This window comes from Pantoea sp. Ep11b (assembly GCF_040783975.1).
In the GTDB taxonomy this organism is placed as follows: domain Bacteria; phylum Pseudomonadota; class Gammaproteobacteria; order Enterobacterales; family Enterobacteriaceae; genus Pantoea.
Genome location: NZ_CP160631.1, coordinates 2,335,829 through 2,350,610, shown reverse-complemented (window position 1 = coordinate 2,350,610; position 14,782 = coordinate 2,335,829). Strand labels below are relative to the sequence as shown.

The following is a 14,782-nucleotide window of genomic DNA, read 5'->3' as shown; positions in this document are numbered from 1 at the left end:
GCCATTTTCAGAGTCGATGGCTTCACCATAGCATTTCATTCCGGCTTCTGCGCGTGGAAAAACAGCCTGGCCTGTAAACGCATTTTACCGCTCAGCCGGATGCGCCTTTTCAGGGCAGCCTGCACCCTGAAAGGGCAGATTCCGGGCTGAGCGGCCATACTCAAATCATCCTGTCCGGTTGAAAACGGACTGCAACCGTTTGCATCGGTTCCGCAAACGGTTGCTAACCCACTCCGGGCTGTTTTGTTGCGCAACGATGCGTTTCACTCTTATTTTGCTGATTGTTAAGGATTTTATTTCATTTCGAAATTGGCACGCAGGTTGCAAGGCGTAATGAAGATACCTCTGCTGATGCACCATCGCGCATCAGCGCGCATTCAGAAAGGACGGACCATGTTATCAGCAACTGATACGGCGATACGCGCCAGCTTCTTCGATTTCACGGGCACAGTGACTCATCCCGACGATCTCCTCAAACGGGCCCGCTATCTGGAGGATGGGGTGTTGCTGCTGCGTGAAGGCCGCGTGGTGGGGCTGGAGAGCTGGGAGAACAGCGCGGCGCGGCTGGCAGACCAGCCCGTTACCGACCTGCGCGGCAGGCTGATTGTGCCGGGTTTTGTCGACACCCATATTCACTATCCGCAGACCGAGATGATTGGCGCATTCGGTGAACAGTTGCTGGAGTGGCTCAATCACTACACTTTCCCGGTAGAAGCGCAGTATCACTGCCCCGATCACGCGGCGCGGATGTCCGCCTTCTTTCTGCATCAGCTGCTCTCCAACGGCACCACCAGTGCGCTGGTGTTTGGCACCGTCCATCCGCAGTCGGTGGAGGCCCTGTTCAGCGCGGCCGAAGCCCTGAACATGCGGCTGATTGCCGGTAAGGTCATGATGGACCGCAATGCGCCCGACAACCTGACCGAAACGCCGGAGCAGAGCTACCAGCAGACGCGGGCGCTGATTGCGCGCTGGCATCAGCGCGGGCGACTGAGCTATGCGCTGACGCCGCGCTTTGCACCGACCTCGTCCCCGGCGTTGCTGGAAAAAGTTCAGCAGCTGCGTCAGGAGTTCCCGGATACCTGGGTGCACACCCATCTCAGTGAGAATCCGCAGGAGGTGGCCTGGGTGAAAGCACTGTTCCCGGAGCGGGAGAATTATCTGGATGTCTACCATCATCATCAGCTGACGGGCCGTCGCAGCGTCTTTGCGCACTGTCTGCATCTGGACGATCGGGAGTGGCAGTGTCTGCACGACACCGAATCCGCCATTGCATTTTGTCCCACCTCCAACCTGTTTCTCGGCAGCGGGCTGTTCAACCTGAAACGCAGCTGGCAGCAGGGCGTCAGCGTGGGGATCGGGACCGATGTCGGCGCAGGCACCACCTTTAACATGCTGCAGACGCTGGGCGAAGCCTACAAGGTCGGGCAGCTACAGCACTACCGGCTCAGCGCCGCCGAAGCCTTCTACCACGCCACGCTGGGTGGCGCCCATGCGCTGGATCTCGATCAGGCCATCGGCAATTTCAACGTGGGTAAAGAGGCCGATTTCGTGGTGCTCGATCCGGCTGTCTCTGCATTGCAGCAGCTGCGTATCGGCAACAGCAAAGATATCTGGGAAAAACTGTTCGTGCTGATGACGCTGGGCGACGACCGCAACATTGCCCAGACCTGGGTCGCGGGTCGTCCGGTCTGGCAGCGCGAATCACAGGAGCAAGCCGCATGATCCAGTTTCTGTTAAATAATCAGCTCGTCACCGAAGAGACGCTCGATCCTAATCTCACGGTGCTCACTTATCTGCGCACCCGGCAGCAGCGCACCGGAACCAAAGAGGGCTGTGCCTCGGGGGACTGCGGCGCCTGTAGCGTCACCCTAGGCAAAGTCGTGGAGGGAAAGATGCAGTATGAAACCGTCAACAGCTGCCTGACGCTGGTCTCCGCCTTACAGGGCAGGCAGCTGATCACGGTAGAGGATCTGCGTCATGGACGCGCCCTGCATCCGGCGCAGCAGGCGATGGTGGAGTGCCACGGGTCGCAGTGCGGATTCTGTACGCCAGGCTTTGTGATGTCGCTGTTCAGCCTGCAAAAAAGGGCGGGAGGCTGGGATCGCCACCAGGCGGAAACGGCGCTGGCCGGAAACCTCTGCCGCTGCACTGGCTACCGGCCCATTATGGCGGCCGCCGAACAGCTCTGTTCGCAGCCGGTGTCCGATCTGTTTGAGCAGCAGGCTGCCACCACCGTACAGCGGCTGGAGGCGCTGGCCAGTCCGGAGGTGCAGGAGCTGGCCGGTGAAGGTCGCCGCTGCTTCCTGCCGAAAACCCCCGCTCAGCTGGCCGCGCTCTGTCAGGCGCACCCCGACGCGCAGCTGATTGCCGGAGGCACCGACCTCAGCCTGCAGATCACCCAGCAGCATAAAAAGATCGGTGTGCTGATTGCCCTGGAGCAGGTCGCTGCGCTTAAAGTCTGCAGCGAATTCGACGACCACTATCTGCTGGGGGCGGGCGCGTCGCTGCAGCAGGTCAGCGATTTTCTTGCCAGCCGCATTCCCGGCGTCAGTGAGATGCTGCAACGCTTCGCCTCGCTGCAGATCCGTCTGCAGGGTACCCTGGGCGGTAACATTGCCAATGCTTCGCCCATCGGCGACGCCTCGCCGGTGCTGCTGGCCCTGAATGCCAGCCTGGTGCTGCAGGGTGGCGAACAGCAGCGCAGTCTGCCGCTCGACCAGTTCTTTACCGGCTACCGGCAGACGCAGCTGAAAAAAGGGGAGTTTATTCGCGCCATTCGTATCGATAAGGTGACGGTGTCACCTGATTTTGTGGCCTGGAAAGTCTCTAAACGGCTGGATGACGACATCTCTGCGGTGTTTGGGGCTTTTAATCTTCAGTTTGATCAGGGTGTCGTCAGCGCCGTCCGTATCGCCTTTGGCGGCATGGCCGCGACACCCGGGCGCGCGTACCACTGCGAACAGAGACTGCTCGGGCAGCCGCTGAATGCGGTGACAGTGTCACACGCAGCGGCCGCGCTGGCCGAGGATTTCCAGCCGCTTTCCGATTTTCGTGCCAGCAGCGACTACCGCCTCAAGGTGGCGCAGAACCTGCTTCGCCGCTACTGGCATCGCCATAACGGCGACATAACCTGTATCGAGGTCTCACGCTATGTCTCATAACCGTCCTGAACTGACCGAAGAGGTGATTAAGGCGCAGTACGCCGCCGACCTGCAGAGCGGCGTGGGTCGCAGTAATCGCCATGAGAGTGCGGAAAAGCACGTTTCGGGTGAGGCGCGCTTCATTGACGACAAGCCGGAGCTGCCCGGACTGCTGCACCTCTGTCCGCGCCTGAGCGAACACGCCCACGCCCGGATCCTGCACATTGATGTGCAACCCTGCTACGCCGTGCCGGGCGTCGTCAGCGTCCTGACCTGGCAGGATGTGCCGGGCATCAACGATGTCGGTCCGCTGGAACCGGGCGATCCGCTGCTGGCGCACGAGAAAGTGGAGTATCTGGGCCAGATTGTGATCGCGGTGGCGGCAGAGACACCTGACGCCGCCCGCCAGGGCGCGGCCGCAGCGGTGATTGAGTATGAGGTGCTGGAACCGCTGCTGGACGTGGAGCAGGCGCTGGCGCAGGGCAGTTTTGTTCAGGAGCCGCATGTTCATCAGCGCGGCGACGTGGAGGCGGCGCTGGCGCGTGCGCCGCATCGGGTCAGCGGATCGTTTCATATCGGCGGCCAGGAGCACTTCTATCTGGAAACCCAGACCGCGATGGTGATCCCGGGCGAAGATCAGCAGCTGCAGGTTTTCTCCTCGACCCAGAACCCCACCGAAGTGCAGAAGCTGGTGGCGGAGGTGATGGGCATCAGCCTGAATCAGGTCACCATCGATATGCGTCGCATGGGCGGCGGTTTCGGCGGCAAAGAGACGCAGGCGGCGGGCGTCGCCTGTCTCTGCGCCATCGTGGCGCGCCAGACCGGGCGGGCGGCGAAGATGCGGCTCTCACGCCGCGACGATATGCGCGTGACCGGCAAACGCCATCCTTTCTTCGTGCGCTATGAGGCGGGCGTCGAGGAGGATGGACGGCTCTGCGGCATCCGTATCGATCTGGCCGGAAACTGCGGTTATTCGCTGGATCTGAGCGGATCCATTGTCGATCGTGCCATGTTCCACGCCGATAACGCCTATTACCTCGGAGATGCACGGATTACCGGCTATCGCTGCCGCACCAATACGGCCTCCAACACCGCCTACCGGGGATTTGGCGGACCGCAGGGTATGGTGGCGATTGAACAGATCATGGATCACATCGCCCGCGAACGGGGTCTGGACCCGCTGACGCTGCGCAAACGTAACTACTACGGCAAGGAGGATCGTAACATTACCCATTACCATCAGCAGGTCGAAGATAACCTGCTGGATGAGATCACGGAGCAGCTTGAACGCAGCAGCGACTACCAGGCCCGCCGCGCAGAGATTACGGCTTTTAACGCCCGCAGCCCGCTGCTGAAACGCGGACTGGCGCTGACCCCGGTGAAGTTTGGTATCTCCTTTACCTCCAGCTTTCTTAACCAGGCAGGCGCGCTGATCCTGATCTACACCGACGGTACGGTGCAGCTTAACCACGGCGGAACCGAGATGGGCCAGGGGCTCAACACCAAGGTGACGCAGATTGTCGCCGAGGTGCTGCAGATCGAGACCGATAAAATCCAGATCACCGCCACCGACACCGGAAAAGTGCCGAATACCTCCCCGACGGCCGCCTCCAGCGGTGCAGACCTCAATGGCAAAGCGGCGCAGAATGCGGCGGAGATTCTGCGTGACCGGCTGACCGCGATGCTCTGCGAACAGCATCAGTGCGACGCCGCCGAGGTGAGTTTCCGCAACGGCGTGGTGCGCGCCGGGGAGAAACATTACACCTTTGCTGAGGTGGCAAAGCTGGCGTGGCTGAATCAGGTGCCGCTTTCGGCCACCGGCTACTATCGCGTGCCGGGTATTCACTACGACCGGCTGGCGGGACGGGGCAAACCTTTCTACTACTACGCCTTCGGGGCGGCCTGCTGCGAAGTGATCATCGATACGCTGACCGGCGAATCCCGCCTGCTGCGTGCCGACATCCTGCATGATGTCGGCGCCTCCTTAAACCCGGCCATCGATATCGGTCAGGTGGAAGGGGGCTTTGTGCAGGGGCTGGGCTGGCTCACCTGCGAAGAGCTGGTGTGGAATGATAAAGGGCAGCTGCTGACCGATGGTCCGGCGAGCTACAAAATTCCGGCCATCAGCGATGTGCCGGCCGATCTGCGGGTCACGCTGGTAGAGAATCGCAAAAATCCAAAGGAGACGGTGTTTCACTCCAAGGCCGTCGGGGAGCCGCCCTTTATGCTGGGTATCGCGGCCTGGTGCGCCCTGCAGGATGCGGTAGCCAGCGTCGCGGACTACCGGCAGCACCCGCTGCTGGATGCGCCCGCCACGCCCGAACGGATCTTCCGGGGCGTGCAGCGCCTGACAGGAGCCACTGATGATCTACCATGACTGGATCGGCGTGCTGCACCAGCTGCGGGAGAAGCGTCAGAGCTGCGTCCTGATCACCGTGCTCAGTGAACAGGGGTCGGTGCCGCGTGACAGCGGCAGCAAGATGATTGTTTCACAGCAGGAGACGTGGCTGACTATCGGCGGCGGGCATCTGGAGTTTCAGTGCATCGCCCAGGCCAGGGCGATGCTGGAGAGCGGTACCCGCGCCCCGCACACGGAAGCCTTCAGCCTGGGCGCGCGGCTCGGCCAGTGCTGCGGCGGCAGGACTACGCTGCTGTTTGAGCCGCTGCTGCAGGCGCAGCCGGAGATCTGGCTGTTCGGGGCCGGACATGTCGGTCAGGCGCTGGTGAATCTGCTGTCAACGTTACCCTGTCACATAAACTGGGTCGACAGTCGCGCGGCGCAGTTCTGCCATGTGCCGCCCGGCGTCGTGACACATCAGCCGGAGGATCCGCTCGACTGCGTGGCGCAGGCCCCGGCAGGCAGCTACTTCATCATCATGACGCACCATCATCCGCTCGACTTTGCCCTGTGCGAGGCGGTGCTCCGGCGCGGTGATTTTCGCTATGCCGGGGTGATCGGCTCAGCAACCAAGAATCAGCGTTTCCGCTACCGGCTGGCGGGCAAGGGAGTGGAGAGCGACACGCTGGCCCGCCTGCGCTGTCCGATTGGCCTGCCGGATGTGAAAGGCAAGCTGCCCGCCGAGATTGCGGTGGCGATTGCCGGTGAGATCATCAGCGTTTATCAGCAGACGATCGGCTGAGTTGTCGCGCTGGCGGCAACCTGTCAGGATAAGCCTTTGCGATGCCCATCAGGAGCGAACCATGAACGCCCGTCAGAATCCCTTCTTTAGCGTCAGCACACTGCCTTACCAGGCGCCTCCTTTTGATCAGATCGAGGAGCAGGATTTCCTGCCCGCACTGCAGGCAGGTATTGAGGCGAAGCGTCAGGAAATCGCCGCAATCGCCGGGAACAGCGAGGCGCCCACCTTTCTCAACACCTTCGAGGCGCTGGAGAAGAGCGGACAGCTGCTGAACCGGGTTAACCTGGTCTTCAGCGCCATGACGTCTGCACATACCAGCCCTTATCTGCAGCAGGTCGATGAGGAGATTGCGCCGCAGCTCACCGCGCTGAACGATGAGATCATGCTTAACCGGCCGCTGTTCTCACGACTTGATGCGGTCTATCTGGATCGCGCAACGCTGGATAGCGAATCGAAACGGCTGGTCGAGGTGATCTGGCAGCGCTTCCAGCTGGCGGGCGCCAACCTGCCGGAGGCGCAGAAACAGCAGCTTAAGGCGCTGAATCAGGAGGCGGCGCGCCTCAGCACCCGCTTTACCAACCGGCTGCTGGCGGCCACCAAAGCGGGCGGGCTGGTGGTCAGCGATCGGCAGCAGCTGGCGGGACTGTCCGCCGCCGATCTCGCGGTGGCTCAGGCGGAAGCGCGGGCGCGCGGCCTGGAGGATCGCTGGCTGCTGGTGCTGCAGAACACCACACAGCAACCGGCGCTGCAGAGCCTCACCGACCGCGCCACCCGTGAGGCGCTCTTTACGGCTGGCGTCACGCGTACCGAAAAAGGGGATGAAAACGACACCCGCGAGCTTATTCTGCGGCTGGCGCAGGTCAGGGCGGAGCAGGCCAGGCTGCTGGGCTTTGCCAGCTACGCGGCGTGGAAGCTGCAGGATCAGATGGCGAAAACGCCCGATGCGGCGCTGGCCTTTATGCGCAACATCGTGCCTGCCGCCCGCGCCCGCGCCGGACGGGAAGCGGCGGCGATTCAGCAGATCATCGACGAGCAGCAGGGCGGTTTTACCCTGGAAGCCTGGGACTGGCGCTTCTATGCCGAACAGGTGCGGCGCGCCCGCTACGACCTGGATGAGAGTCAGATCAAACCCTACTTCGAACTCAACTCGGTGCTGCATAACGGCGTCTTCCGGGCGGCCACGCAGCTCTACGGCATCCGGTTTGCGCAGCGTCAGGATCTGCCGGTTTACCATCCCGACGTTCAGGTCTATGAGATTTTCGACGCGGATGACACCCCGCTGGCGCTCTTCTATACCGACTTCTTTAAGCGCGACAGCAAAGGCGGCGGAGCCTGGATGAGTAACTTCGTTAACCAGTCAACGCTGCTGGAGAGCCGGCCGGTGATCTACAACGTCTGCAACTACACCCGGCCGCCAGCCGGTGAGCCTGCGCTGCTGAGCTGGGACGACGTCATTACCCTGTTCCATGAGTTTGGTCATACGCTGCACGGGTTGTTCGCCAGCCAGCGCTATCCAAGCCTCTCCGGCACGGAAACCCCGCGCGACTTTGTTGAGTTTCCATCGCAGATCAACGAGCACTGGGCCAGCGAGCCGGAGGTGTTCCGGCACTACGCCCGCCACTATCAGACGCAGGAGCCGATGCCTGCCGCGCTATATGAGAAGATGGTGCAGGCCGCACAGTTCAACAAAGGCTATGAGATGTGCGAACTGCTGGCGGCTGCGCTGCTCGATCTGCACTGGCACAGTCTGAAGGCCGACGCCGCGCCGCACAGCGTCGGCGATTTTGAGCAGCAGGCGCTGGAGAGCGATAATCTGGCGCTGACGGCGGTGCCGCCGCGCTATCGCTCCAGCTATTTCCAGCACATCTGGGGCGGCGGCTATGCGGCGGGCTACTACGCCTATATCTGGACGCAGATGCTTGCCGACGATGGCTATCAGTGGTTTTCAGAGCGGGGCGGACTGACGCGGGAAAACGGCGATCTTTTCCGGCAGAAGATTCTGTCCCGGGGCAACAGCAGCGATCTGAAAACGCTCTATGAGAGCTGGCGGGGCGCAGCGCCAGAGCTGGCGCCGATGCTGAAAAATCGCGGTCTCACGGACGACTGACACCGGCAGCGGGCCGTCATGCAGACGGCCCGCGCTTTACCGCTAGCCCAGCGGGCCGCCTTCGATGGTTTCGCACATACCGGCCAGCACGCGCTCGCCGGTTTCGTTTTTCAGGGAGTCATACCACGCCGCCGTGACGGCCGGGTCGCGCGCATGGGTCACGTCGCAGCGTTTACGCGCTTTCAGCACCAGATCTCTGACCCGCTCAACCCGCCGGGTCTGATAGCGCAGCAGCGCATCCTCAATGCCCAGCGAATGGGACGCCAGAGCAGAGGCCAGCACCACCGCATCCTCCATCGCCGCGCAGCCGCCCTGACCAATATCGGGCGTGGTACTGTGGGCGGCGTCGCCCAGCAGGGCGATGCGACCCTTAACGAACCGGCTGAACGGCTCGATATCGTGGATCTCTACCCGGTTGGTGGTTTCAGGATTGATGGCCGCAATCAGCCGCTGCACCGGCGCCGCCCAGCCCCGGAAGTAGCCGGTTAAATCCGCTTTTACCGTGGATCGATCCTGTGGCAACCCTTTTGGCAGCGGCACATCAAAGAAGAAGTAGAAGCGATTGCCGCTGATCGGCATCAGTGACACCCGCTTGCCATCGCCGACAAAGGTGGTCCACTGGTCGGCGGGCGCGATCCCTTCATCGATGGTAACGAGGCCGTTCCAGTTAACGTAACCGGCATAGCGCCGCTCCAGCTTCTGCTCCAGCACATAGTCGCGGATCACCGAGTGGGTACCGTCTGCGGCAATCAGAAAATCACCGTGGGCCTGGCTGTTGTCCGAGAAGGTGGCGATAACCCCCTGTTCGGTCTGCCTGACCTGGATCACCCGCTTGCCAAACTGCACCCGTTCGCGGCCGAAGGTGTCGATCAGCATCGCCTGCAGTTCGGCCCGCGCAACCGGGCAGGGATATTCGCCGACCTGCTGCACCAGCGGCGCCATGCTGAAGCGGGTCAGGGCGGCTCCGCTGGTGCCGTCGTGATAGGCCATATAAGCCATATTCCCGCCCAGCTTACGCAGCGCAGCTTTCATGCCCAGCGCGTTCAGGCATTTCACGCCGTTGGGCCAGATCGAAATTGCCGCGCCAACCGGCTTCATCTCCCTGACGGCTTCAAAGACGTCGACCTCAAATCCGGCTTTTTCCAGCGCGATGGCGCTGCTCATGCCGCCGATCCCGCCACCAATCACGATTGCTTTCATAATGCTCTCCTGTCTGCTTGCCTTACATCCTGCAACTTTTGTACCAGGCAGGCGTGCGCCGCAGAAAAGAGCAGCGGCGGCAGTAAAATCAAGGCATTAAGGCCCGAGCAGGCCAGCGATTCCGCCGCGACTGGCGATGCCGTTGCACTACCATGTTGCAGCGTGACGTTTCATCAGGGTGCAGACCCGGCGATGCTGTATCGATCGTTTCATCGCCCGATCTGGCGCGGGGCGCGATCAGCCCATCTCATCCGCCGGGCAGGTGCGTTTCTGGCGGTGTCCTGAAGTCAGTTAAGAAATAATTAACGATAAGGCGGGCAGGAAGCGCTAAATAGCCCGAAAAATAATTAAACAATTAATTAACAATCGGCCCGGTTAATCGCGGTCAGGCCAGGTGTTTATTCTCCCGGAAAGGCTGGTAAACCAACCGGATAGTGCCATAAATAGCGTTTGTTTATTCACAATCAGAAACAACTGTGATGATTTTGTTGCCAGATTAAAGCATAAGGAAAATCGTACAAACCGCGCCACAACAGGCTTTTAGGATATTGCCTGGACGCGGATTCTGGCGTGGCATGATATAGATCACGCCAATGACAAGGACTCCGGAAGGCAATCATGAAAATTGGAATCACAAATAACCAGTATCCCGAGCAGCGCAATATTTTAGTTAATCCGGATAATGAATATATCAATCTGAAGAAAAGCAATCTGTTCTATTTTATTAATCCGTTACGCACCCGATTGCTTAAAAAAAATAAAATCTTTGTTTTCCAGCCGGTGCCGTTTTCCGGGGCTTCGCGGGTGGACATCCTGCATCTGTTTAATGAAGTCGCGATTACCCGCCAGAAGTGGGTGGCAAGCTTTGAAACCGAGCTGCCGCGCGTGTTACCGGTGGCGGGCGTCGCCAAGCAGGATAACCCGGAGTTGCAGCGCCTGATCCCGCACCTGTTGAAAGATAACTGTCTGGGGCTGATTGCGATCTCCGATGCCACGCTGAATATTCAGATGAAGCTGTTCAGACCTGATATTGCGCAGCAGATCCGCCGGAAAACCCTGGTGCTGCATCCGCCACAAAAGCTGTTTGTGCAGCAGAAGGCACCACGCCAGCCCGGCATACTCAGGCTGACGTTCGCCGGTAATGAGTTCTACCGTAAAGGCGGCGCGGAAGTGGTGCTGGCCATCAGTGAACTGCTTGAAGAGCGCCGCATGGAAGAGTCGCAGCTGGATGTGCAGCTGATTGGCGAGCTGTCCAAGCGCCACAACGTGGCGCATCGCCAGTTCCAGGATGATGAGGCGTTCTGTCGCGGCATTGAGAACCGGATTAAACGCTATCGTTGCTTTACCCACCACGCCCGGATGGAGAATGGCGCACTGATGCAGCTGTTCCGCCAGAGTGATGCCGGACTCCTGCCGACCTGGCAGGAGACTTATGGCTTCTCGGTACTGGAGATGCAGGCCAACGGCTGCCCGGTGATCACCAGTAACGTGCGGGCGCTGCCGGAGATCAATCCCGCCAGCGCGGGCTGGGTGCTGACCAGTCCACTGAACGCTGACCGCGAATACAGCATTACCTCGCCGGATGAGAAAGCCGCACTGCGCCGCTCGCTGGTGGAGGGCCTCAAGTCGACGCTGCTGGCCATTATTGAGCGTCCTGAAATATTGCAGGAGAAGGGCGAGGCGGCCATTCAGCGTATCCGGGAGCAGCATGACACCCAGCGTTACATTGCCCGACTCAACGAAATCTACAGCCGTGGCGTGATGAATGCCACTCAACACCCTCCTGTTGTCTCAATTTAGTGAGATTTCCCTGACGGGACGCGCCAGACTGGTCATACTCAGGGAAGCGTCCCACAGGAGAACTCTTATGAAACTGCTCGTCACTCTGCTGCTGTCCGGTTTACTGGGCAGCAGCGCCTTCGCTCAGCCCGCTCCGCTTTTTCCAGCCCGCGCCCCCGTGGTTCAGCTGACGCCCGCTGCGGCCCGTTGCGATCTCTCTGCCTGCCAGTCCAACTGCTACGTTGAACAGTCTCACTGCAATACCCGTGACAACGGATCCTGCAGCACCGAGGCGCAGATGTGTGTGCAGGCCTGTGCCAGTCAATGTAAGTAATCTCTTTCAGTAAAGAACGTCTGGTTGCCGATGAAAAAGTCTGTGTTGTACGTTGTGTTGCTCGCTCTTTCTGCCCGCTGTGTTGCCGCCGATCTCTCCTCACAGCAGGTCACTTCTCTGGTCAAAGCCACGATCGAACCGCTGATGGCGCAGCAGTCGATCCCCGGCATGTCGGTGGCGGTGCTCTGCAAAGGCCGGTCGCAGTTCGTGAACTTCGGTGTGGCCGATCTCGACTCGCGCCGCCGGGTCACGGAAAACACCCTGTTTGAACTCGGTTCCGTCAGTAAAACCTTTACCGGCACGCTGGCCGGGGTGCAGATCCGCAACGGCGACATCCGCCTCAGCGATCCGGTGCAGAAGTACTGGCCGCAGCTGACCGGTGCGCAGTGGCGGCCGGTGCGGATGCTCCATCTGGCCACCTACACGGCGGGCGGCCTGCCGCTGCAGCTGCCGGATGAGGTGACCGATCAGGCGTCGCTGCTGCGCTTCTATCAGGACTGGCAGCCCGGGGCCGCGTCAGGCACGCTGCGTCAGTACTCTAACGCCAGCATCGGCCTGTTTGGCGCGCTGATGGTGAAGGGGGACTATGAGCAGGCGATGGAACGGAATGTGTTTCAGCCCCTGCGCCTGACGCGCACCTATATCACTGTGCCGCCCTCCATGATGCTTAACTACGCCTGGGGCTATAAAGAGGGTCAGCCGGTGCGGGTGTCGCCAGGGATGCTGGATGCTGAAGCTTACGGCATTAAATCGACCGCGCGTGACATGCTCACGTTTATGCAGGCGAACATCGATCCTAATCGCCTTTCCGCTGGCAATGCGGTGTTGCGGAATGCCATACGCACCGCGCAGTCGCGCTATTTCAGCGTCGGGAAGCTCTATCAGGGGCTGGGCTGGGAGATGTACGACTGGCCGGTTTCTGCCGACACCCTGATCGGCGATAGCGATAACAGTGTGGCGCTGAAAGCCCGTCCGGCGACGCAACTGACGCCCGTCGGGCCGTCGCAGCCCGCCAGCTGGGTACATAAAACCGGCGCGACCAACGGATTCGGGGCCTACATTGCGTTTATTCCCGCCGCGAACTGCGGCATCGTGATGCTGGCGAATAAAAACTATCCGAACCCGCTGCGCGTCCGGGCGGCCTGGCAGATCCTGCAGGCCCTGCAGCAGGAGAGAACGGAGTAACCGGGCCCGCAGCAGGGCCCGGTTACTCAGGGCGGCGCTTCGGCTTCCGACAGCGCCTGCGCCGCGCAGATCAGGGCCAGATGGCTCAGCCCCTGTGGCATATTGCCGCGCCAGCTCTGGGTGCGCACATCATACATCTCATTGAAAATATCGACGTTGCCGTGACCCTCCAGCGTCGTCAGGATCTCCTGCATCGCCTGGTTTGCCTGCGCCGTTTCGCCCAGCTTTGCCCAGGCCTCCACCAGCCAGAAAGCGCAGGCGAGAAAGGTACTCTCTTCCTCCCGGACGCCGCTGTAGCGGTAGAGCATGGCGCTGCCATCGCCCAGTTCCCTGCGGATAGCGTGACAGGTGGCGAGCATCCGCTGCCGGTTCACCGCGTTGCCATAGTGGTGAACCAGCGCCAGCGAGGCGTCGAGCCGATCCTCGCTGCCCGCATAAAAGAGATAAGCCTGCTGCTGTTCAGACCAGCAGTGGGACTCAATCCAGTCGCGGATACGGTCGCGCTCCCGCTGCCAGCGCCCCAGCCAGGTCGGTTCAATATGCTGGCTCTCGGCCAGGGCCACCGCCCGATCCAGCGCCATCCAGCAGGCCATTTTCGAATGGGTGTAGTGCTGCAGTTCAGGCAGCTCCCAGATCCCGCAATCTTTCTGCCGCCAGTGGTCGGCACAGCAGTTCGCCAGCTCGCCCAGCATGCGTGAGGTGGTGATATCCAGCACATGTCCCGCTTCAATAAAGTGCTGCGCAGTGACCAGCATGTCGCCATACATGCTGAGCTGCAGCTGATCGCGCGCGTTATTGCCGACCCGGACTGGCCGGGAATGGCGATAGCCCGCAAGCAGAGGATAACGCTCGGCGGGCACCTCATCGCCGTTCAGGGCATAACAGGCGCGCAGCCTGACGCCGTGGCGCATGATGGTCTGAGAGAGCCAGGAGAACGCCGCCTTACAATCCTCCAGCGCGCCGATATAGACGAAGGCTTTGATAATCAGGCAGGCGTCGCGCACCTAGGCGTAGCGGTAATCGTAATTTTTTTCGCCGCCAATCCCCTCCGGCAGTGAGGTGGTCGCCGCCGCCGCCAGCGCGCCGGTCGGCGAGTACCAGAGAAACTTCAGCGACAGGGCAGAGCGTTTTACCAGTGCCGGATAATGTCCGTTGTAGCTCAGGTTCTCCACCCAGCTGCGCCAGCCGGTGTGGCTGATTTCGATGCGCTGGTCGATCGCCTCCAGCGGCGGCACCGCCAGTGGCTCGCTCTCGGTCACCAGCAGCGCACAGAGGGAACGGGAACCCGGCGTGGTGCGCAGTGTGGCGCAGATCTCTTCGTCGCAAAGATGGGTGATGCAGATATCGTCACTGGCACGGAACATCGTCATGATGTCGGCGATGTGAAACACCTTGCCTTTCTCATTTTCGGCCACCCACGGCGAACGGGTTTCAGCCGCGGTGCCAAAGCGCAGGGTAATGGCTAACGCCACTTCACCGCTGACGCCTTCGATACGGCGGGCCAGTTCGCACCAGGGCAGCCGACCCGCCAGCGTACTGTTAATCGATTCAGTCAGCAGCACCGTACCGCTTCCGGTCTCGAAGCGGGTCTCCAGCACGTTACTGTTGTCCCGGTAGCGACGTGACACCTGATAAGGCGCGGCCGGCACGATCTGAAAGTAGCCGCCCAGTCCGGCATCCAGCAGGCGGTCAAACAGCGGTTTCGCGTCGAGATTGGGCGCACACCACCAGTCGATTGAACCATCCGGCGCGATCAGCGCGACCGAACGGCCTTCGCCGATGGCGGCATAGTCGCCCAGCCCCGCAAAGCCATCCTCTCTGACGGGCGAATGAAAGATCGGGTTCTCCATGCGCGTTTTCCTCTGTTCTCGATAGCGGGGGATAGGCGGGATAAAAG

Annotated in this window: 9 protein-coding genes and 1 pseudogene; 8 read left to right on the top strand and 2 right to left on the bottom strand. The window is 61.0% G+C overall.

Features of this window, described 5'->3' with window-relative positions; genetic code table 11:
* Positions 1-393 precede the first annotated feature (393 nt).
* The 5 genes from guaD to dcp all read left to right on the top strand — a co-directional run bounded on the left by guaD (position 394) and on the right by dcp (position 8,387).
* Positions 394-1,722, top strand: a complete 1,329-nt coding sequence (guaD, locus tag AB1748_RS11125; protein WP_367395497.1) for a guanine deaminase — start codon at positions 394-396, stop codon at positions 1,720-1,722.
* The gene (gene xdhA, locus AB1748_RS11120; RefSeq protein ID WP_367395496.1) at positions 1,719-3,161 is read left to right on the top strand and encodes a xanthine dehydrogenase small subunit; all 1,443 of its coding nucleotides are present in this window, start codon (positions 1,719-1,721) and stop codon (positions 3,159-3,161) included. Before guaD ends, xdhA begins: the two co-directional genes overlap by 4 nt.
* Positions 3,151-5,517 carry a xanthine dehydrogenase molybdopterin binding subunit gene (xdhB, locus tag AB1748_RS11115; protein WP_367395495.1) on the top strand — a complete coding sequence of 789 codons (2,367 nt, stop codon included), beginning with the start codon at positions 3,151-3,153 and terminating at the stop codon, positions 5,515-5,517. Before xdhA ends, xdhB begins: the two co-directional genes overlap by 11 nt.
* A complete protein-coding gene (xdhC, locus tag AB1748_RS11110) occupies positions 5,504-6,280 on the top strand; it encodes a xanthine dehydrogenase accessory protein XdhC (protein WP_293770066.1) in 777 nt (258 codons plus the stop codon). Before xdhB ends, xdhC begins: the two co-directional genes overlap by 14 nt.
* 61 nt (positions 6,281-6,341) lie before the next feature.
* Entirely contained in the window at positions 6,342-8,387 is a 2,046-nt protein-coding gene (gene dcp, locus AB1748_RS11105) for a peptidyl-dipeptidase Dcp (protein ID WP_367395494.1), read from the top strand.
* 42 nt (positions 8,388-8,429) lie between these two features.
* On the opposite strand, the gene hpxO is transcribed toward dcp, so the two are convergent.
* Entirely contained in the window at positions 8,430-9,587 is a 1,158-nt protein-coding gene (gene hpxO, locus AB1748_RS11100; protein WP_111140517.1) for an FAD-dependent urate hydroxylase HpxO, read from the bottom strand.
* Positions 9,588-10,205: 618 nt separating this feature from the next.
* On the opposite strand from hpxO, the gene AB1748_RS11095 reads away from it, so the two are divergent.
* The 3 genes from AB1748_RS11095 (at position 10,206) to ampC (ending at position 12,885) form a co-directional block, all read left to right on the top strand.
* Positions 10,206-11,387: a glycosyltransferase gene (locus AB1748_RS11095; protein ID WP_111140516.1), complete on the top strand. Its 1,182-nt coding sequence runs from the start codon at positions 10,206-10,208 to the stop codon at positions 11,385-11,387.
* A 67-nt stretch (positions 11,388-11,454) separates the two neighbouring features.
* Positions 11,455-11,700 (top strand): hypothetical protein, encoded by a 246-nt coding sequence (locus AB1748_RS11090; RefSeq protein WP_111140515.1) that lies wholly within the window; start codon positions 11,455-11,457, stop codon positions 11,698-11,700.
* Between the two features lie 30 nt (positions 11,701-11,730).
* The gene (gene ampC, locus AB1748_RS11085) at positions 11,731-12,885 is read left to right on the top strand and encodes a class C beta-lactamase (protein ID WP_367395493.1); all 1,155 of its coding nucleotides are present in this window, start codon (positions 11,731-11,733) and stop codon (positions 12,883-12,885) included.
* 26 nt (positions 12,886-12,911) lie between these two features.
* On the opposite strand, the pseudogene AB1748_RS11080 reads toward ampC, so the two are convergent.
* Positions 12,912-14,735 (bottom strand): annotated as a pseudogene (locus AB1748_RS11080) (glycoside hydrolase family 15 protein).
* Positions 14,736-14,782 lie beyond the last annotated feature (47 nt).